Consider the following 19342-nt stretch of genomic DNA (forward strand, 5'->3'; position numbering starts at 1 on the left):
ACCGTTAACGGTTAACGGTGTTCACCATAGCCGGGACTGAACCTGACCTGTCAAGGAGTCAAAGGTGAGTACTGAAGCGACCGTCGAGACGCGACGGGACCGGCAACGTGCCGCGACCGTCGCCGAGATCAAGGCGGCGGCCCGGCGGCGACTGGTCGAGGGCGGCCAGACCGCGATCGGGCTGCGGGCGATCGCGCGCGACCTCGACCTGAGTGCGCCCGCGCTGTACCGGTACTTCCCGAGTCACGACGAGCTGATCACCGCGCTCATCACCGACCTGTTCGACGAGCTCACCGCCGCGATGGTCGCCGCTCGCGACGAGTACGCGCCCGACGATCTCGCTGCCCGGCTCTACGCGACCGCGCTGGCGCTGCGCGCGTGGGCGGTGGCCCATCCGGCCGAGTTCGGCCTGGTCTTCGGCTCGCCCGTGCACAGCCCGATGCTCGATCCGTACGACGATTCGCCGTGCCATCAGGCCGGGATGCGGTTCGGCGCGGTCTTCAAGGATCTGATGCAGGAGCTGTGGCACCGCCGTCCGTTCCCGATCCCGCCCGACGAGGAGCTCGGTCCGGAACTGGTGGCCCAGCTGGAGAGCCGCGCGGCCCAGTTCGGCAATCTGCCGCCGGGCGCGATCTACCTCAGCCTCAACTACTGGACCCGGCTCTACGGCCTGATCTGCATGGAGATCTTCGGCCAGCTGCACTGGGCCCTCGACGACGCCGGCGCCTACTTCCAGGCCCAGGTCAACGAGATCGCCAGGGCGCTCTCCCTGGATTGCCTGTAAATAAAAGAGACCCGTGAGCGCTTCCTCGATCTTCGAGGGTCAGGCGGACTGACCTGACTGCTCACGGGTCCGGTGACTGGCGTGAAACTGGCTAGCCACATGCCCACTAACTGTGGAGAGCGGCTAGCCCGCCGCCACCTCACGAGTCCGATTGCAATTCATGCGTTGGACCACCTCCCTTCGCGTGTACTGAGAACCTACGTCGCGATCGGCCGGCACTCAACAGATTTACGCCGCAGGCTGACAAGTGGCCGAGATGGTCATCCAACGACCCACGAACGTGGTCCCATTGGACACATGCTGAGGCTCGTACTACTACCGGCCGTGATCCTGGCCGTCGCGCTGGCCTGGTTCGCCATCGCCTCGTATCGCCGGGCGCAGATCGCGGAGCAGCAAGTCGCCGCGCTCAAGGACGAGGTGCGCACGCTGGAGAAGGTGGTCGCGACCGCCGAGCAGGGGTTGCGTACGCTCGCCGGGCATCCGTCCGTGCCTCGCGATGTCGCCGTCTCGGCCGACATCACCCTGGCCGACGTACGACGGCTGCTCGACCGCAAGGAACTCGACGGATAACTCCGCCGTCCAAAGGCTGTCCAAGGCGCAGCAACTCCCCGAACAAGTCGCAGCACATCCCCGAATGACCCGGCGCTATGCCGGCATGACCAGCAAGGAGCACGACCCCAGATGGCGAAGACCCCGAACGTGGCGGCGATCAAGTCGAAGAGCCCGGTGGGCAAGGTGATCGGCGTTGTGATCCTGGTGATCATCGCGATCATCCTGCTGGTCAAGATCTTCAACTTCGCGAACACCGCGACGAATGAGATCGGCCTGCACTACGGCGGCGGCATCATCGAGGATCGCAAGTTCAAGAGCGTGATCGCGCCGGGTTCCACCAACAAGCGGATCGGCCCCGGCGACCAGTTCTACGTCTACCCGATCGACCAGCGCTCGTACATCATCGGCGGCGCCGGCGCGGACAGCTCCGCCGATGACGAGGTCACGGTCGTCAGCAAGGACAACGTGCGCCTCGGGGTGCGGGTCCAGGTCTACTTCACGCTGAACCGTGACCAGGCCATCCTGCAGAACTTCCACGAGCGGATCGGCCTCAAGACCTACGCCTTCACCGAGAAGGGCTGGCACGACATGCTGCGGGCGTACTTCCGGCCGCAGATCGACCGCGCCCTCGCCGCCGTCGCGACCAACTACAACTGGGCCGAGCTCTACAACAACGAGGCCAAGAAGGCGCAGTTCCAGACCGCCGCGGCGAAGGAGTTCACCCGGCTGCTGCCGGCCGCCGTCGGTGGCGACTACTTCTGCGGCCCGAGCTACAACGGCAACAACGGTTGTGGCGAGCTGTCCTTCACGATCCAGAAGCCGAACCCGATGGACAAGGGCATCATCGACGGTATCGAGGCGAAGCAGCGCGCCGAGCTGGCCCGGCAGGCGCAGGAGCAGAAGAACCAGCAGGTGAACGTCGAGCTGCAGTCGGTCAAGGCCCAGGTGGCGCTGCTCGGCGCGCAGGGTTACCTGCTCAAGTCCGCGATCGAGTCCGGCAAGATCCAGTTCATGGTGATCCCGCAGAACGGCAACGTCAGCATCCCGGTGCCGGTGCCGAGCACCACGCCGACGCCGCGTTAGTCAGCGGAAATCGGCCGGGTCCACGGCGATCCAGATCTGGGTCGCGCGAGCGAGGACCCGGCCGTCCGCGTCGTACAAGGTCGTCGCGGTGTGGGTCTTGCGTCCGTCTTCCCCGAGGTGGCGGCCCATCACCACACACGCCTCGTCGGCCGGTGGGCGCGCGTCGACGCAGGTGGTGATCTGGCCGAGTACGGACGGCCGGCCCTCGAGGTCGATCGTCCAGCCGCCCGGGCAATCCAGAGCCGCCCAGAGGTACGGCGTACCGACGAGGCCGTCGGCATCGGCCAGGTCCGCCGACGGGGTCCAGGTGCACGCGGTCCGGCCGTCGCCGAGCGGGCCGGGCCGCAACCGCAGACCGGTCGCGTTCTCCGGGCCGCACGCGAAGCAGGTGGGGAACGGGTGGTGCGCCAGCCCCCGGTACGACGCCTCCGCCGCGCGCGCCTCGGCCGGCTCGACGGGGTCCACCACGGGCAGCTCGTCGCCCGTCCCAACGCCTTCGGCCACCAGGCCATCGGGCCCGGTCAGCTGTACGACGTCGCCGGTGACCGCGAGGTCGAGGTCGATCGTCAAGGGCGGCGGCATCCGCAGGCGGACGCGGATCGGAGTGCGCGCCGGGGCGAGGGCGGACGCGACTAGGCCGGCCGTGTAGCCGCCGTTCCCGGACCGCGCGGGTCCACAAAAACGCGGGTCGATCCGGACGGAAGTGGATTGCGGAATGCTCACCGCAAAGACCCTAGCGCCCTGCGCGGGCGGTGGTTCGACCTCCCGTGCAGGCCTCCGATTTCGGCACTGACGGGACCTTGAAAGGCAACAGGTCGGCATCGGCGGGAAATTAGTCGGCTGAACGCTGCTATTCAAACGGTCGTTTGAACTATGCTGTCGAACAAGCTACGGGCCGTGAGCAGGTGGGGTGCCTGGACGGCCGGTGCTTGGGGGGAAGGAGAACTCTGTGGAAGCACCCGTGGAATCCACCCGGGAAAGGTTGCTCAACGTCGCCGAAGAAAGGTTCGGCGATGGGGGGTACGAAGGCACCTCACTGCGCGCGATCACGGTCGCCGCCGAGGCCAATATCGCCGCGGTCAACTATCACTTCGGTTCCAAGGAGGCGCTGTTGCGCGCCGCCGTGGCGCGGGCGATGGCACCGGTCAACACCGAGCGCAAGCGACGGCTCGACCGGCTTGAGGAGGAGGGCGACGCGACACCGGAGCAGCTGATCCGGGCCTTCGTCGAGCCGGGGCTCAATCTCGCGATCAGGCGAGGTGATCGCGGCCCGACCATCCAGCGGTTCATCGGCCGGGTCGCGTTCGACCCGAGCCCGCGGATCCGCGAGCTGTACGCCGCCGAGGCCGATCCGGTCGAGGGGCGTTACCTGGCGGCGCTGCGGGCGGCACTGCCCGAGGCGCATCCGGAAGCGGTCGCCTTCGGGTACGTGAACATGCTCGGGCTGCTCGCACTGCACCAGTCGCGCACGTTGTCCAAGGCGCCCGGGGCGAGTGACGGGGTCCCGTCGGACACCCAGGATCTGACCGACAGCCTGGTGGCGTTCCTGGTGGCGGCGTTTCAGCAGGGGTTGAGCGCCAATTAAGCCGAGTGTCTCGCTTAAAACGTCTCGAAGCGTCCACGTTTTGCTCATGGATGTTCAAACCGGCGAGTAACGCTGCATAATGGCGCTCCGTGGAGCTCAGTGAAGTCGTGGTGGCCGTCGATCTCGGCGGAACCCGGATGAAGTGCGGCCTGGTCGCGCGCGACAGCACCGTCGTGCATCGCGAGACCAGGCCCACTCCCCGGGAGGCCGGCGGTCAGGCGGTGCTCGACGCACTGGTCGAAACGGTCGTCGAGTTGGCGCAGAAGGCCGCCGCCGAGGGGTACCAGGTGCGCGGCGTCGGCGTCGTCGTACCGGGCATCATCTCCGCTCGCGGTACCGTCCGCGCTGAGAACCTGGCCTGGCTGAACGTCGGCGTACTGGACGCGATCCGCTCGGCCGTCGGCGATGGTCAAGAGGTGGTGCTTGCCCACGACGTACGCGCAGGGGGATACGCCGAGCTGCGCAACGGCGCCCTCGTCGGCACCACCAACTCGCTCTTCCTTCCGCTCGGCACGGGTATCGCCGCGGCCATGGTGGTCGACGGCCGGCTGGTTTCCGGAGACGGATTCGCCGGTGAGATCGGCCACACCCGGTTCGTGCACACCGACGCGGCCGAGCGTTGTGCGTGCGGCCAGTTCGGCTGTCTCGAGACCGTCGCTTCGGCCGCCGCCCTTGCCCGGCGGTACGGCGAACGCACGGGTCATCCCGTCAGCGATGGCTCTCGCGAGGTGCTCGAACTCCTCGCGGCAGGTGATCCCGACGCCGCCGTGGTCTGGGACGAGGCCGTGCGGCCGCTGGTGGACGCTCTGGTGCTTTACACGACTCTGCTGGCGCCCACCCGGATCGCCATTGGCGGCGGGCTGGTCGGCGCGGGGGAGACCCTGCTGCGGCCCTTGCGGGACGGGCTCGCGGCGCGCTTGACGTTCCAGCGGCGTCCGGAGATCGTTGCGGCCGTGCTCGGCGAAGAGGCCGGCTGCCTCGGCGCCGCGTTGATGGCCTGGGACGCGGTGAACTTGAAGTCGGACCCTGAGGAGGGTGAAGCCGAATGACGACGTACCTGGCGGGCCGGATCGTCACCCCGGACGACGTGCTGGAGCGGGCGTGGATCCAGATCGTCGCGGGCGACATCTTCGCGATGGGCCGCCGCGCCGACGGGATGCCCGCCAACGGTGAGCGGCCGGAGGACCTCGGCGACATCACGCTGGTCCCGGGCTTCGTCGACATCCACACCCATGGCGGCGGCGGTGCGTCGTACTCGACGACCGATCCGGAAGAGGCTCGCAAGGTCGCCGCATTCCACGCCAAGCACGGCACCACTACGACGATGGCGAGCCTGGTCACGGGTCCGCTGGACGAGCTGGTCTCGCAGACCGCCTGCCTGGCCGACCTGGTCACCGATGGCGTGATCGCGGGTGTGCACCTGGAAGGCCCGTTCCTTTCGGCCGCGCGTTGTGGTGCGCATGAGCCGTCGTTGTTGCGCGATCCGGTCGAGGGCGATCTGGCCAAGGTGCTCGGCGACGTGGTCAAGATGGTGACGATCGCGCCCGAGCTGCCGAGCGGTCTGGACGCGATCCGGCAGACGGTCGACGCGGGCAAGGTGGCCGCGCTCGGTCATACCGACGCGACGTACGAGCAGATGGTCGCGGGGGCCGACGCCGGCGCGACCGTGGCGACGCATCTCTTCAACGGGATGCGGCCGTTCCACCATCGCGACCCGGGGCCGGTCGGTGCCGCGCTGAACGATCCGCGTCTGCTGCTCGAGGTGATCAACGACGGCTTCCACCTGGATCCGCAGGTGGTCCGGGTGGCGGTGGCCGCGGCCGGGACCAGGCGGATCGCGCTCATCACCGATGCGATGGTCGCGACCGGGATGCCCGACGGCCGGTACAAGCTCGGTGGGCTCGAGGTCGACGTCGCTGCCGGCGAGGCCCGCCTCACCACGGGCGAGAAGTCGATCGCCGGTAGCACGCTGACCATGGACGTCGCGTACGCCAACGCCGTACGGGCCGGGATCTCCCTGGTCGACGCCTCCCGGATGGCGTCGACCGCGCCCGCGGAGGCCTTCGGTTGGTACGAGGTAGGCGCGATCGAGGTCGGCAAGCGTGCGGACTTCGTCGTGCTCGACAGCGAGTACGCCGTCCAGAAGGTGATGCGGGCCGGCGAATGGCTGGACTGATCGGCACGGTCACGCTCAACCTCGCACTGGACGTCACGTACGACGTACCCGAGCTGGTGCCGGGCGGCAGCCATCGCGTCGCCCGCGTCCGCCAGCGGGCCGGTGGTAAGGGCGTGAACGTCGCCCGGGTCGCCTTCGCTCTCGGCCATCGGGTGCTGACGCTCGGCCTGGTCGGCGGTGTGACCGGCGATCTCGCGTTGGACGAGCTCTACTCAGCGGGTTTGACGGCGCTGCTCACGCCGATCGCGGGCGAGACTCGACGGACCGTCGCGGTAGTTGCTTCGGACAACGGTGATGCCACGATCTTCAACGAGGCCGGGCCTTCGGTCGCTCCGGACGAATGGCGCGCCTTCCTCGATCGGTTGCCGTGGGCAAGCTTGTCGGTGCTCGTCTGTTCGGGGAGTCTGCCGCCGGGGATCCCTGATTTTGCGTACGCCGAGTTGGCCGCGCGCGCCCGGGAGCACGACGTACCGGCTGTGGTTGACGCCGGCGGTGCGGCTTTGGTCGCTGCGGCCAAGGCTGGTGCGGTCGTACGGGCTAACGCGGCTGAGCTGCGCGAGGCCCTTGGCGAGGACGTGGTTGTTGCCGATGGCACCCGTCAGTTGCTCGAACTTGGCGCTGCCGCTGCGGTGATCACTGATGGCGCTGCTGGGATGGTTGCCGTGAGCCCCCTTGGCGCCTGGCGTGCGTTGCCGGTTGAGCGCGTGGCCGGGAATCCTACTGGCGCGGGTGATGCCTGCACGGCGGTGGTCGCTGCTGCTGTGGCTGATGGTTCTTTGGATTGGCCCGACGTGTTGCGTGCTGCTGTGGCGGCCTCGTCGGCGGCCGTGCTCACACCTGTTGCCGGGGACATCGATCTCGACGCGTACCAGCGCTGGTTGCCTGCTGTAACCGTGACTACGTTGTAAATAAGGGAGTTTCGTCATGCCGTTGGTTTCCGGAGCCGAGGTCGTGCTGAGCGCGGCGAAGGCCGGTCGTGGTGTCGGTGCGTTCAACGTGATCCAGCTGGAGCACGCTGTCGCGCTGATCGCGGGCGCCGAGCAGGCCGGCGCGCCCGTCATCCTGCAGATCAGCGAGAACGCGGTGAAGTACCACGGCGCCCTCAAGCCGATCGGCGTCGCCACTCTCGCCGCGGCCGCCGCGTCGACCGTGCCAGTGGTCGTACACCTGGACCACGCGATGGACCGGGACCTCGTCACCGAGGCCGTCTCGCTCGGCTTCACGTCGGTGATGTTCGACGCGTCGAAACTGGAGTACGCCGAGAACGTGCGGGCCACTGCCGAGGTAACAGCGTTCTGCCACGAGAACGGCGTTTTCGTCGAAGCGGAGATCGGCGAAGTCGGCGGCAAGGACGGCGTCCACGCCCCCGGCGCGCGCACCCGGCCCGACGAGGCAGCCGCCTTCGTCGAGGCGACGGGGGTCGACGCTCTCGCTGTGGCGGTCGGCTCGTCGCACGCGATGACCGAGCGAACTGCCGAACTCGACTTCGAGCTCATCGGACTCCTGCGCGAGGCAGTCAGCGTTCCACTCGTTCTGCACGGCTCATCCGGTGTAGCCGACGCCGACCTCACCCGCGCGGTCGAGGCCGGTATGACCAAGGTCAACATCGCGACTCACCTCAACAACGTCTTCACCGACGTAGTCCGCCAAGTCCTCGCCAACAACCCCACTCTGGTAGACACCCGCAAATACCTAGGCCCCGCCCGCGACGCCGTAGCCACCGAAGTCGCCCGCCTCCTAACCACCCTAAAAGCCACCTAACCCACCCCCACCACGCCGCCGCCTCCACCGTGCGGCGCCGTGCACGGATCGCGAGTCTGTCCTTGAGCACCACTGCCGAGTGGTCCCGCGCCCGGCTGGCATCTTCCCGAGCGGACTGGACGTTTTCCGGCCGCGAGAACGTCCAGTCCGCTCGGGAAGACGCACCCGCAGCCATCGATAAGCGCTGAGTCGTCAGGTTCCGCCGCCGGTCCCCGTCCCGGCAAGTTTGGCGAGTCCACCCCCTTTTCCGCAGGTCGACCCTCGGAATAGGGCGACGGTCGGTGGCATCGGCGGCCGCACTGCGTGTTTGGGAGTGGCTGGCCATTCGCGAGGTGGGTTACCACCCCGCCAATCCGAGGTGGTAACCCACCCGCACGGTGGTTACCCCCTCGCAATTCGTCGGCCTCGTGGCGATCGGGCTCTTGACCGCGGCAAGGCGGGCGCATTCTGCGACAACCCGCCAATTCGCAAGAACTCAGGGGGACGGGTGCCCACCAACACCACCCGGAATCGGGCGCGCAGGACGAGCCACCTCGCGCCGGATCGCGCGGGATCCGCGGGATCGCGGGATCCGGGGAGGCCGGTCGACGCTGGAGAGGATGGGGTTACATGGAGGCGGCGCCGCGGGTCCAGTGGGTGCGGAGGTTGTTGCGGGCGGTGGTTACCTGGGCGCGGATCGTCGGGTCGGGGACTTCGTAGTCTTCGATCATTCGGCTGAGGGCGTGTTCGATGGCGGCGATCACGGCGTCCTCGTCCGAGACGGGGAGCGGGCGGCCGGCGAGGCCCGTCGTCAGGGTGGACAGGCCCGCGGCCAGTGCCGCGAGTGCGGTCTCCTCGGCCGGGGTGAAGCCGAAGGCGCGCTCCGACCGCTCCGGCATCTTGGCGGCGCTCGGCTCGGAGGCGCTCGGCTCGGGGTCGCTCGACTTGGCTGGGGGTTCGTTGGTGGCGGCCACGCGCTTCTCCTTGGGTTGGTAGAGTCATGGTGCAATGAAACGGGGATGTTTCACAAGGGGCCTGCCGGTGCAGACGGTGGCCATGGCCGGAAGTGGCGACAGCGATGACGGTGACGGTGGAGGAAACGCTGCGCGAGGCGACGGTGGCGGTGCTGGCCGAGCACGGTTGGGCCGGGGTCACGCTGGAGCGGGTCGCGGAGAAGGTCGGGCGTTCGCGGGTGACGCTCTGGCGGCAAGGGCTGACCGTCGAGGTGCTGCTGGATGCGCTGCTGGACGCGCTGGCCGAGGACTTCCGCAGCACGATGTGGCCGGTATTGACCAGCTCGGGGACCGGCCGGGACGGGCTGGTGCGATCGCTGGAAGCCCTTTTCGACTTGGTGGACAGGCATTTGCCGCTGCTGATGTCGTCGGACCTGGTCTTCCATCGCGAGCAGGAGCGCAACGGTTCGGTCGTCTTCATCGAGCCGTTCGAGCGGTTCCTGCGCGAGGGCGCGGAGGACGGTTCGCTGCATCCGCGCGGCCGGATCGACGACGTGGCGGAGATCGTGATGGTCGCAGCCGTGCAGACCTACGTGCACATGCGCGGACGGCACCACTGGTCACGTCGTCGCGTGCGTACCCTCACTCTCGACATCCTGCTCCGCGGCATCGTCGACCCCTGAGCAGACGGACCCGGATGCAACATAGGTGTTGCAAAATCTGCAACGCAGGTGTTTCATAAAGGAGTCAAGCCGAAGCATCGAGAGAGGCACCGCCATGACCCTTCCGTACGCAGAACCGCTGATCCGCCGCGAGCTTGGGCCGCGAGTCATTCCCGAGCCGTTCCGCGTCGGCGAGCCGGGTGGCGATCCCTGCGGCCTGTGCGCGTGGTTCGCCGCCGGGGAAGCGTCCGAGCACCAGCCGCCGCTGTGGAGCAACGACGACTGGGTGCTGTGCCGCGCCACCGAGGTCACCATTCCCGGCGTGGTCTGGCTGACCACGCGGGAGCACCACGACTCGTTCGCCGATCTGCCCGATCACCTCGCCGCGTCGTACGGCCCGGTCGTCGCCAGGGTCGAGCGGGCCATCCTCGCGCTGGAGGACATCGCCCGCGTGCACGTCTACCGCTGGGGTGACGGCTCCGCGCACTTCCATGTCTGGTTCTTCCCGCGCCCGCTGGGCATGCTGGAGGCGCGACGCGAGATGCTGCCCCTGTGGGCGGACCTGCTGCCCGAGGCGCCCGCGGATGTGGTCGCCGATGCCGAGAAGAGGATCGCCGCCGCGATGGAAGCCAGTGACTGAACACCAGCCAACCCCAGAGGACAAGGCGACGAAGCCGGCAGGTCTGGCGCGGCGGCTCGGGGTGACGGATGCCGCGATCATCGGGCTCGGTTCGATGGTCGGGGCCGGGGTCTTCGCGGTCTGGGCGCCGGCGGCTCGCGCGGCCGGCGCCGCCCTGCTGATCAGCCTCGTCCTCGCCGCGATCGTGGCCTACTGCAACGCCGCGTCATCGGCCCAGCTCGCCGCCGTCTACCCGGTCTCCGGCGGCACGTACGTCTACGGCCGCGAGCGCCTCGGCCCCGGCTGGGGATTCGCCGCCGGTTGGGCGTTCGTGATCGGCAAGACCGCGTCGTGTGCCGCGATGGCGCTCACTTTCGCGACGTACGCCGTACCGGGGCCGGAGTGGTTGCGAAGGCTCGTCGCCCTGGCTGCCGTGGTGGCGTTGGCGGCGGTCAACTATCGCGGCATCACGCGTACGGCGCGGTTGACCCGGGTGCTGGTCGGCTGCACGCTCGTCGTACTCGCCACTGTTGTGGTGGTTCTCCTGGTCGCCCGGCCGGATCATGCCCTGACGCTCTGGTCGTACGGCACTTCGCCGTACGGCGTATTGCAGGCGGCCGGATTGCTCTTCTTCGCCTTCGCGGGATACGCGCGGATCGCGACGATGGGGGAGGAGGTACGCGATCCGGCGCGGACGATTCCCCGGGCCATCACGATCGCGTTGGCCGTTGCCGTCGGCATCTACCTGGTGATCGGGATCAGCCTGCTGACCAGCCTCGGCACGGCCGGGATCGCCGGGGCGACCGCGCCACTGGCCAGTGCGGTCAACGAGGTGGGTGCGGACGGCGTCGTACCGGTGGTGCGGATCGGCGCAGCGCTGGCGAGCCTTGGCGCGTTGCTGGCGTTGATCGCCGGCATCGGGCGGACGTCACTCGCGATGGCCCGCGGTGGCGATCTGCCGTCCTGGCTGGCGGCGGTGCATCCACGTTTCCAGGTGCCGCATCACGCCGAGGTGGCGCTGGCCGCGGTGGTCGGGGTGCTGGTGCTCGTCACGGACCTGCGTGGCGTGATCGGGTTCTCGTCGTTCGGCGTATTGCTGTACTACGCGATCGCCAACGCGGCGGCCATCACCCAGCCGCCGGAGCAGCGCCGGTTCCCGAAGGCGCTGAGCGTCCTCGGGCTGACCGGTTGTCTGGTGCTGGCCGTCACGTTGCCGATCGCCTCGGTACTCACCGGCGCGACCGTGCTCGCCATCGGTCTGGCGGGCAGATATCTGCTGAAGCTCAGGCGCTGAGCTGCTGGGCGGTGTCGCGCCAGGCGGCGATCGCGCGGGCGACCTCGGCGCGGTACTGCTCGTCATCGAAGATCAGCGTCGGCACCTGCAGGCGCTCGCCGGCGTCGGGCGGGATCTCGGCGATCGCCCGGGGCCCGTCGAAGACACCGGTGTAGCTGCGGAAGTCCATCCACCACAGCTGGCCGACGATCTTGCGCATCATCGGTGCGACCACGCCACAACCATCGGCCGGACAGGCGCAGTGGTAGATGGCGATCCGGTCACCTGGACGGCTGGGCAGGAACGGACTGTCGTCGGACAGGACCACGTCCGGCGACCACCCGACCTGTCCGGTGGCGGCACCGATCACGTCGACACCGTCGACGAGCACGGTCAGACGCGGGCCCGAAGGCGGGTGTCCGGTTGGTGCCTGGGCGGGAAAATCGACTCGAAGCGCGAACTCACTAGTGTGCTGCATGGCGTCTTGAGCCTATGCGGTATCTGTTAATCCGTCCCGCGTGTTGGACCAGCTGCGGCCATTCCGCAACCTTCCCGCCCTTGCGCCCGGCGATTCGCCGCCTCCCGGTCGACCGCCGGGCACGCTCCCATGGGCGCACGGCCGTGCTGCGGGGGCGATGGCCGACCGGGATTCGTGAGGGTTGCCTCAGTAGTGGACAATAGAAAACGTGAGCGAGCTGATCGATACCACCGAGATGTATCTGCGCACCGTCTACGAGCTCGAAGAAGAAGGCATTCTGCCGCTGCGTGCGCGGATCGCCGAGCGCCTGCACCAATCCGGCCCGACCGTCAGTCAGACCGTCGCCCGGATGGAGCGCGACGGCCTGGTCACGGTGGAGGGCGACCGCCATCTGGAGCTGACCGAGGTCGGCCGCATGCAGGCGATCCGGGTGATGCGCAAGCACCGCCTGGCCGAGCGCCTGCTGGTCGACGTCATCGGCCTCGAGTGGGAGGACGTGCACGCCGAGGCCTGCCGCTGGGAGCACGTGATGAGCGACGCCGTTGAGCGCCGCCTGCTGGAGATCCTGAAGAACCCGACCGAGTCGCCGTACGGCAACCCGATCCCGGGTCTGGAGGAGCTGCAGAAGGACAACGAGGCCACCGCGATCACCGAGTTCCGGCTCGGCGTGGAGCCGCTCGACCAGGTCCTCGACGCCGCCGGGGAGAAGGTCCGGGTGCTGGTCCGCCGGATCGCCGAGCCGGTGCAGACCGACGACGACGCGATGTCCGTGCTGCGCCGGGCGAACGCGCTGCCCGGCCGCGAGGTGGATTCCGCGCTGGACGCCGAGGGTGTGCTGGTCGGCAGCCGCGAGGCCGGGGGCGTGATCAGCGACGAGATCGCCGGTCACATCTTCGTCAGCCGGGTCTGACTGACCGTTAGGTCACACCTCAAGGCTGAGTAAGGCCTTGGCGCCAATGCTGTACGCAGCGTGGCCGGGCGGTAACGTCTGTCCGCGATGCCTGAGAACGATGTCGACTGGCCGGCCTACGTCCGTGAGTTTCACGAGACCAGGCCGGGCAGTACGGAAAGACTGCTGTCCCGCGCCGTCGCCGGCGACCACACCCCGTACCGCTGGCTGGTCCGGGCGGTGTCCGGCGAGGCCAAGCGGGTGCTCGACCTCGCCTGCGGTAACGGCCCGGTCGCCCGCGAGCTGCACGGCCGCTGGGTGGTCGGCGTCGACACCTCCGCGGCCGAGCTGGCGGGTGCGCCCGGGCCCAAGGTCCAGGCCGACGCGCTGCACCTGCCCTTCGCGAACGAGTCCTTCGACGTGGTCACCTGCTCGATGGGCCTGATGGTGATGCAGCCGCTGCCGGCCGTGCTCGCCGAGGCGGCCCGGGTGCTTCGCCGCGGCGGCGTACTGGCCGCGACCGTGCCCGCCATTCGGCCTTTGCGGCGGACGGATTTCCGCATCCTCACCACGCTCACCACCCGGCTCCGGTCGACGCCGCAGTTCCCGGCGGGCAGCGAGCTCACCGAGCTCCGGGACCAGCTCCGCGCCGCGGGTTTCGACGTACTCGAGAGCCAGCGCGAGCGCTACGCCTACCGGGTCAACAACGTCGCCGACGCGAAAAACCTGGTCGAATCGCTCTACCTGCCCGGCACCAGCGACAGCCGCCGTACGTCTGCCGCGACCTGGTTGGGCGAACGCGCCGAGTCCCGCGACGGCCTCGAAATCGCCATCCCAGTCCGCCGCATCGTCGCCATGCGCGGCAAAGTCGCCCTCCACTAGGCTCCGTCTTCCCCTAATCCCGCGAGTGGTCGCGTCTTACCCGACCACTCGCGGCCGGGAGGACGCGGGAGGTATTACCGTTCGGGTGTGAGTACTCCGCTGCGTTGGTCCGTCGTTCGGGTCGATGAGGTGTACGACGGCGAGACGGTTTACCGCGAGCTGTTCGCCGCCGAGCCGACCGCGTTCTGGCTGGACGGCAGCCTGGTCCCGACCGGACGAGCGTCAGTGCTCGGTACGACGACGGGCCCCGGCGCGGAAGTCGTCGTACGGGATGTGGCCGACGGGGATGCGTTCGCCGAGATGCAAGCGCTGCTCGCGACCAGGCATGGCGACGTACCGGCTGAGTTGGCGGACATTTTCTGCGGCGGGTACGTCGGCTTCTTCGGGTATGAGCTCAAGGCCCTGACCGGTGGTGCCGTCGCGCACGAGGCGCCGACGCCGGACTCGCTGTGGATCTGGGCGAACCGGTTCGTCGTGATCGACCATGCGCGGGCGCGGACCTTCCTAGTGGCGGTTCATCCGGATGAGGAGGCGGCGGCCGCCGAGGCGTGGTTGCGGAAGGCGGCGGCGTCGGCCTCGAACTGGTACATGGGATCGACGTCCAAACCCTTTGCCGGGCTCGATATCGAGGCGCATCTCGAGCAGGACCGGGAGGCCTATCTCGCCGGGATCGACGCGTGCCGGGAGGCGCTGGAGGCCGGCCAGACGTACGAGGTCTGCCTGACGAATCGCGTCCGCCTGCCCGCGGTGGTGGACCCGTTCGAGTTCTTCCTCTGGCAGCGCGAGGCCAACCCCGCGCCGTACGCCGCCTTCGTTCGGCATGGCGATCTCGCGCTCGCCAGTTCGTCGCCCGAGCGGTTTCTGGCGGTCGACGCGGACGGCTGGGCCGAATGCCGTCCGATCAAGGGCACGGCTCCCCGCCTCGATGATCCCGAGAAAAACCGGATCGCCGCGGCGGAGCTGGCCGCCGACGAGAAGACGCGCGCCGAGAACCTGATGATCGTTGACCTGATCCGCAACGACCTCGGCCGGGTCAGCATGCCGGGCTCGGTGCAGGTGCCGCAGTTGATGGCGGTCGAGACGTACGAGACTGTGCACCAGCTCGTCACCTCGGTCCGCGGCCGGTTGCGCGACGACGTGGACGCGATCGACGCCGTACGCGCCTGCTTCCCGCCCGGCTCGATGACGGGCGCACCGAAGATCCGGACCATGCAGTTGATCGACGAGCTGGAGTCCAGCGCGCGCGGGATCTACTCGGGCGCGCTCGGCTGGTTGTCCGTGGACGGTCGGGCCGACCTCAGCGTGGTCATCCGGACTGCCGTGCTCACGCCGTCCGAGACGGTCGTCGGCGCGGGTGGTGCCATCGTGCTCGACTCGGACCCTTTCGCCGAGTACGACGAGATGTTGCTCAAGGCAACCGCCACCCTCCGCGGCAGCGCCACGTGACCAAGTTGTTGGTGGCGGATTCGTTTTTGCTGGATGACGGCCGGGTGCGCGGGCTTGAGCTGCATCGTGAGCGGTTCGTTGGCTCTTGTACGGCGGCCGGGGTCGACGCGAACGCCTTCTGGGTCGACGTGATCGCCCGGTTGCCTCGCGGCGGCCGATGGTTCCCACGGGTCGAGCTATCCACCGATCGCGAGCTTTCCCTACGCCTTCGGCCCGCGCCGCCGTTGGGTGGGCAGGTCCGCGTCAGCCGGTACGGCGGCCCGGATCCGCGAGTGGCGCCGACCGTCAAAGGCCCGGACCTCGACGTACTCGGTGAGCTGAAAGTCCTTGCGTACAAGGAGAACCAGGCCGACGAGGTGCTACTAACCGGTCCGGGTGGTGTCGTCCTCGAGGCGGCGTACTCCGCGATCCTTTGGTGGGAGGACGAGACGCTATGCCTACCGCCTTCGGACCTCCCGATCCTGCCGTCGGTCACGGCCAGACTGCTGCGATCACTGGCCGCCGATCGCGGTACGCCGGTTGCCGAACGACGCCGCACGTTGGACCAGTTGGCTGGCCGTGAGGTCTGGCTGGTCAACGCACTACACGGCATCCGCCCAGTAGCCGCCTGGATCGACGGACCACCGACCGGCCCGATCGAACGCGGCCCGGACTGGCAGCTGGCCCTCCGCCAATTAGCCGCGCCGCTTTAGCCATTTGTCCCGACGCCGCGACCTGGTCCCGGCGGTGCGAGCTACCTGTCTCGGCGCTGCGTTGCGGCGATGACGGCGAGGCTGTGCGCGATCGAGGTCAGCGCGAGGGCGTTCACCGCGTCGTACGTGCCGGGCTTCAGCTTGCTGGCCACCGCGGCGGCCTGTGCGGCGTACTCCTGGGCAATGCCAACGGCCTGGTCATGTTCAGAGGTCATCCCCAAACGCTAGCGGCACCGCTGACCTCTTTTGCGTTCATTCGTCGGAATCCGCCCTCTGCCGCCGCGGACCGGTACATGTCCACTGGGCTGGAAGGGCGGATTCCGACGAATGAACGCAAAAGAGGACGTGCTTGGCAGCGGAGCGGGCCAGGTGCTACGGTTCGTTAGTCAAGTAATGAACCTAGGAACCGAAGAACCATGAGACGAACCACGAGGAGGGCGGACGGTGTTCGACGATCGCAGCCCGATCTATCTGCAGATCGCGGAGCAGATCAAGACCGACATCGTCACGGGCGCCCTCGGTGAGGACGAGCAGGTGATGTCGACCAACCAGTACGCCGCGTTCTACCGGATCAATCCCGCCACGGCGGCGAAGGGCTTCGCCCAGCTGGTGGATGAGGGCGTGCTCTACAAGAAGCGCGGCATCGGCATGTTCGTCAGTCCGAAGGCCCGTGAGTTGCTCCGGTCCGGGCGGCGCGAGTCGTTCTTCGCCGAAGTGGTCGATCCGATGATCACCGAGGCGCAGGCGATCGGCGTACCGCTGACCGACGTCATCCAGCACATCGAGAAGGCCAATGCCGAAAAGGGGGAGGAGGCGAAATGAGTGGGCTGAGTGTGCGGACCGAGGACCTAACCGTCCGGTTCGGCGATGTGACCGCCGTGGACGGGCTCGACCTGAGGCTCGCGCCGGGCAAGATCCACGGTCTGCTCGGCCGCAACGGCTCGGGCAAGAGCACGCTGGCCGCGCTGCTGGCGGGCTTTCGCCGGCAGACCTTCGGCCGGATCCTGATCGAGGGTGCCGAGGTCGGCGAAGGCGGCGAGCCGTACGAGAACGCCGCCATCACCAGCACGGTCTGCCTGATCCGCGAGTCCGGCGACGTGGCCCAGCCGATCCCGGTGCGTTGTGCCGTGGAGTTCGCGCGGGACTTGCGCCCGTTCTGGAGCGACGAGGTGGCGGGCGAGCTGCTGGACAAGTTCGAGCTGTCGCCGAAGAAGCGCATCCAGAGTCTGTCGCGAGGGAAGAAGTCGGCGCTCGGTGTCGTGCTCGGGATCGCCAGCCGGGCGCCGCTGACGATCTTCGACGAGTCCTACCTCGGTATGGATGTGCCGTCGCGCAACCTCTTCTATGACGCGCTGCTGGCCGATTACGCCGAGGCGCCGCGGACGATCGTGCTGTCGACGCACCTGGTCAGCGAGGTCAGCGCCTTGCTGGAAGAGGTCGTGATCCTGGACGAGGGCCGCCTCGTCACCCAGGCGCCGGTCGAGACCCTGCGTGGACGCGGTGCCGCCCTGGTTGGCCCGGCCGCAACGGTCGACGAGCTCACCGGCGGTCTCACAGTCCTGTCCGAACAACGCCTGGGCGGCACGAAGTCCACCACCGTCTTCGGCGATCTCGACGACGGTCTCCGGACCAGGGCGCGCTCGGCCGGCGTCGAACTCGGCCCGGTCGGCCTGCAGGAACTCTTCGTCCACCTGACCCAGAACAGCTCGGCCCAGAACAGCTCGACCCAGAACGGCAACGCGACGAACGGCAACGCGACGAAGGAGGCGCACCGATGAGTGCCACTACCAGTGTTACGACGGAGGTGCGGCCGGTTCAGCGGACCACGGACACGGCCGCCAACGTCTGGCGGATCGTCCGGTTCATCGCCTACTCGTTGCGCGCGATGTTGCTCGGCTACTGGTTGATCATGGTGGTCGGGTTCACCCTGGTCGGCGTCGGCATCCACCTCGCGACCGGCACGCTGGACGAGAGTGTCTGGGACTACGCCTCCCAGTCACCGAAATACTTCAGCTCGGCCATCGGGATCATGCTGATGCCGACGTTCTTCGCCCTGCTGGTCGCCCACGGCGTTACTCGCCGCACGATCGCGCAGGCCGGTACGGCGGTGCTGTTGCTGAGCGCCACGGCAACGACGTGCCTGTGGATCGTGATGTACCAGCTCGAGTCTGCGGTCTACGCCTGGCAGGACTGGCCGCAGAAGTTCATGAACCCACACGTCTTCACGAGCAACTCGCAGGTCGGCCTGATCTTCCTCGAGTTCTTCCTGCTGATCATGTCGCACCAGGTGTCGGGCTGGATCATCGCGACCGGGTTCTTCCGGTTCGGCTTCTGGACCGGCCTGCTGGTGCTGCCGGTCGGCCTGATCCCGGCCGTGGTCACCGAGTTCCTCCTGATCGCCGGTTGGGTCGGGCAGGTGCTCGGCTGGGACCGCGCGCCGCTGGCCGTCTCCGTGCCGGTTGTGCTGGCGATCGTCGCCGCCGGGCTCTACGGCAACTACCTGATGATGCGGCCGATCGGGCTCAAACAAGTCAAGTAAGTCCCGCTAGACCCTCACAAATCCTCACTAGCAGAAAGGGCGGCTTCGCCATGCCCGAAAACCTGGTCGTCGTTGATCACCTGCACAAGTCGTACGGCGCCACGGTGGCCGTCGACGATGTCTCCCTGACCGTCCGCCGAGGTGAGATCTTCGGCATCCTCGGCCCGAACGGCGCGGGCAAGACCACCACGGTCGAGGCCATCGCCGGACTGCGGACGCCCGACCGTGGCACCGTACGCGTCGCCGGTCTCGACCCGCGGGCCGACCGCGCAAAGACCACGGCCGTCGTCGGCGTACAGCTCCAGGCGGCCGAACTGCCCGAGAAACTCCGGGTCGAAGAAGCGCTCAGCCTGTACGCCTCGTTCTACCCGTCACCCGCGGATCCCGAACAGTTGCTGGCGAAACTCGGTCTGACCAAGGTCCGGAAGAGTGCCTTCGGCAAGCTTTCCGGGGGCCAGAAGCAACGACTCTCGATCGCGCTCGCCCTGGTCGGCAATCCCGAACTGGCCATCCTCGACGAACTCACCACCGGCCTCGACCCGCAGGCCCGTCGCGACACCTGGGAGCTGATCCGCCAGGTCCGCGACTCCGGCGTCACGATCATCCTGGTCACCCACTTCATGGAAGAAGCCGAACACCTCTGCGACCGCCTCGCCATCATCGACGCCGGCCGCGTAGTAGCCCTCGACACCCCCGCCGGCCTCATCGGCGCCGCCACAACCGCCCAACGCATCACCTTCCGCCTCGCAGAAGCCGCCGAGCTCGACGACGCCATCCTGACCCGCCTCCCCGAGGTCGCGTCAGTCACCCGCGACGGCGCCCGCATCGTTGTCACCGGCAACGACAACCTCCTGGTCCCCCTGATCACCACCCTCGCCGCCCACGGCCACACCCCCCAAGACCTCCACACCGAACGCGCCACCCTCGACGACGCCTTCCTCTCCCTAGCCGGCCACACCTACGCCGCCGCCTAGCCCTCCCGCGCCGCC

The 19342-nt window shown here is 68.3% G+C and carries 23 protein-coding genes; 19 read left to right on the forward strand and 4 right to left on the reverse strand.

Features of this window, described 5'->3' with window-relative positions; all coding sequences use genetic code 11:
- The first annotated feature begins 64 nt into the window (after nucleotides 1-64).
- The 3 genes from OG394_RS33210 (at nucleotide 65) to OG394_RS33220 (ending at nucleotide 2419) form a co-directional block, all read left to right on the forward strand.
- Nucleotides 65-784 carry a TetR/AcrR family transcriptional regulator gene (locus OG394_RS33210; protein WP_328991125.1) on the forward strand — a complete coding sequence of 240 codons (720 nt, stop codon included), beginning with the start codon at nucleotides 65-67 and terminating at the stop codon, nucleotides 782-784.
- Between the two features lie 297 nt (nucleotides 785-1081).
- The gene (locus OG394_RS33215; protein ID WP_328991126.1) at nucleotides 1082-1354 is read left to right on the forward strand and encodes a hypothetical protein; all 273 of its coding nucleotides are present in this window, start codon (nucleotides 1082-1084) and stop codon (nucleotides 1352-1354) included.
- A 111-nt stretch (nucleotides 1355-1465) separates the two neighbouring features.
- Nucleotides 1466-2419, forward strand: a complete 954-nt coding sequence (locus tag OG394_RS33220; RefSeq protein ID WP_328991127.1) for an SPFH domain-containing protein — start codon at nucleotides 1466-1468, stop codon at nucleotides 2417-2419.
- Here the strand turns inward: OG394_RS33220 and OG394_RS33225 are convergent, their stop codons facing one another.
- Nucleotides 2420-3142, reverse strand: a complete 723-nt coding sequence (locus OG394_RS33225) for a hypothetical protein (protein ID WP_328991128.1) — start codon at nucleotides 3140-3142, stop codon at nucleotides 2420-2422.
- A gap of 226 nt (nucleotides 3143-3368) precedes the next feature.
- On the opposite strand from OG394_RS33225, the gene OG394_RS33230 reads away from it, so the two are divergent.
- The 5 genes from OG394_RS33230 (at nucleotide 3369) to OG394_RS33250 (ending at nucleotide 7941) form a co-directional block, all read left to right on the forward strand.
- A complete protein-coding gene (locus OG394_RS33230) occupies nucleotides 3369-4004 on the forward strand; it encodes a TetR/AcrR family transcriptional regulator (RefSeq protein ID WP_328991129.1) in 636 nt (211 codons plus the stop codon).
- A gap of 89 nt (nucleotides 4005-4093) precedes the next feature.
- A complete protein-coding gene (locus OG394_RS33235) occupies nucleotides 4094-5053 on the forward strand; it encodes an ROK family protein (protein WP_328991130.1) in 960 nt (319 codons plus the stop codon).
- Entirely contained in the window at nucleotides 5050-6180 is a 1131-nt protein-coding gene (gene nagA / locus OG394_RS33240; RefSeq protein WP_328991131.1) for an N-acetylglucosamine-6-phosphate deacetylase, read from the forward strand. Before OG394_RS33235 ends, nagA begins: the two co-directional genes overlap by 4 nt.
- Nucleotides 6168-7088 (forward strand): 1-phosphofructokinase family hexose kinase, encoded by a 921-nt coding sequence (locus tag OG394_RS33245; RefSeq protein WP_328991132.1) that lies wholly within the window; start codon nucleotides 6168-6170, stop codon nucleotides 7086-7088. The genes nagA and OG394_RS33245 overlap by 13 nt, the downstream gene beginning before the upstream one ends.
- A gap of 16 nt (nucleotides 7089-7104) precedes the next feature.
- Nucleotides 7105-7941: a class II fructose-bisphosphate aldolase gene (locus OG394_RS33250; RefSeq protein ID WP_328991133.1), complete on the forward strand. Its 837-nt coding sequence runs from the start codon at nucleotides 7105-7107 to the stop codon at nucleotides 7939-7941.
- A gap of 605 nt (nucleotides 7942-8546) precedes the next feature.
- Here the strand turns inward: OG394_RS33250 and OG394_RS33255 are convergent.
- The gene (locus OG394_RS33255) at nucleotides 8547-8894 is read right to left on the reverse strand and encodes a hypothetical protein (RefSeq protein WP_328991134.1); all 348 of its coding nucleotides are present in this window, start codon (nucleotides 8892-8894) and stop codon (nucleotides 8547-8549) included.
- A gap of 104 nt (nucleotides 8895-8998) precedes the next feature.
- Between OG394_RS33255 and OG394_RS33260 the strand changes: the two genes are divergently transcribed.
- The 3 genes from OG394_RS33260 (at nucleotide 8999) to OG394_RS33270 (ending at nucleotide 11448) form a co-directional block, all read left to right on the forward strand.
- Complete coding sequence (locus tag OG394_RS33260; RefSeq protein ID WP_328991135.1) at nucleotides 8999-9556, forward strand: hypothetical protein; 558 nt, start codon at nucleotides 8999-9001, stop codon at nucleotides 9554-9556.
- Nucleotides 9557-9650: 94 nt separating this feature from the next.
- A complete protein-coding gene (locus OG394_RS33265; RefSeq protein WP_328991136.1) occupies nucleotides 9651-10175 on the forward strand; it encodes a hypothetical protein in 525 nt (174 codons plus the stop codon).
- Entirely contained in the window at nucleotides 10168-11448 is a 1281-nt protein-coding gene (locus OG394_RS33270) for an APC family permease (RefSeq protein WP_328991137.1), read from the forward strand. The genes OG394_RS33265 and OG394_RS33270 overlap by 8 nt, the downstream gene beginning before the upstream one ends.
- Here OG394_RS33270 and OG394_RS33275 read toward each other — a convergent pair.
- A complete protein-coding gene (locus tag OG394_RS33275) occupies nucleotides 11438-11905 on the reverse strand; it encodes a hypothetical protein (RefSeq protein WP_328991138.1) in 468 nt (155 codons plus the stop codon). The two genes, OG394_RS33270 and OG394_RS33275, sit on opposite strands and share 11 nt — an antisense overlap.
- A gap of 208 nt (nucleotides 11906-12113) precedes the next feature.
- On the opposite strand from OG394_RS33275, the gene OG394_RS33280 reads away from it, so the two are divergent.
- The 4 genes from OG394_RS33280 (at nucleotide 12114) to OG394_RS33295 (ending at nucleotide 15814) form a co-directional block, all read left to right on the forward strand.
- The gene (locus OG394_RS33280) at nucleotides 12114-12815 is read left to right on the forward strand and encodes a metal-dependent transcriptional regulator (RefSeq protein ID WP_328991139.1); all 702 of its coding nucleotides are present in this window, start codon (nucleotides 12114-12116) and stop codon (nucleotides 12813-12815) included.
- An 87-nt stretch (nucleotides 12816-12902) separates the two neighbouring features.
- The gene (locus OG394_RS33285) at nucleotides 12903-13676 is read left to right on the forward strand and encodes a class I SAM-dependent methyltransferase (RefSeq protein ID WP_328991140.1); all 774 of its coding nucleotides are present in this window, start codon (nucleotides 12903-12905) and stop codon (nucleotides 13674-13676) included.
- Between the two features lie 87 nt (nucleotides 13677-13763).
- Nucleotides 13764-15122: an aminodeoxychorismate synthase component I gene (gene pabB / locus OG394_RS33290; protein ID WP_328991141.1), complete on the forward strand. Its 1359-nt coding sequence runs from the start codon at nucleotides 13764-13766 to the stop codon at nucleotides 15120-15122.
- Nucleotides 15119-15814: an aminotransferase class IV gene (locus OG394_RS33295; protein WP_328991142.1), complete on the forward strand. Its 696-nt coding sequence runs from the start codon at nucleotides 15119-15121 to the stop codon at nucleotides 15812-15814. Before pabB ends, OG394_RS33295 begins: the two co-directional genes overlap by 4 nt.
- A gap of 41 nt (nucleotides 15815-15855) precedes the next feature.
- On the opposite strand, the gene OG394_RS33300 is transcribed toward OG394_RS33295, so the two are convergent.
- Entirely contained in the window at nucleotides 15856-16029 is a 174-nt protein-coding gene (locus OG394_RS33300) for a hypothetical protein (RefSeq protein WP_328991143.1), read from the reverse strand.
- Nucleotides 16030-16258: 229 nt separating this feature from the next.
- Between OG394_RS33300 and OG394_RS33305 the strand changes: the two genes are divergently transcribed.
- From OG394_RS33305 to OG394_RS33320, 4 genes are read left to right on the forward strand one after another with little or no spacing between them, the layout of a single operon-like run.
- Nucleotides 16259-16636: a GntR family transcriptional regulator gene (locus OG394_RS33305; RefSeq protein WP_328991144.1), complete on the forward strand. Its 378-nt coding sequence runs from the start codon at nucleotides 16259-16261 to the stop codon at nucleotides 16634-16636.
- Complete coding sequence (locus tag OG394_RS33310; protein ID WP_328991145.1) at nucleotides 16633-17592, forward strand: ABC transporter ATP-binding protein; 960 nt, start codon at nucleotides 16633-16635, stop codon at nucleotides 17590-17592. The genes OG394_RS33305 and OG394_RS33310 overlap by 4 nt, the downstream gene beginning before the upstream one ends.
- Nucleotides 17589-18353, forward strand: coding sequence for a hypothetical protein (locus OG394_RS33315; RefSeq protein WP_328991146.1), 765 nt, complete (start codon nucleotides 17589-17591; stop codon nucleotides 18351-18353). The genes OG394_RS33310 and OG394_RS33315 overlap by 4 nt, the downstream gene beginning before the upstream one ends.
- 50 nt (nucleotides 18354-18403) lie before the next feature.
- Complete coding sequence (locus OG394_RS33320) at nucleotides 18404-19327, forward strand: ABC transporter ATP-binding protein (RefSeq protein WP_328991147.1); 924 nt, start codon at nucleotides 18404-18406, stop codon at nucleotides 19325-19327.
- The last annotated feature ends 15 nt before the right edge of the window (nucleotides 19328-19342 follow it).

It is taken from the genome of Kribbella sp. NBC_01245 (genome assembly GCF_036226525.1).
GTDB lineage: Bacteria > Actinomycetota > Actinomycetes > Propionibacteriales > Kribbellaceae > Kribbella.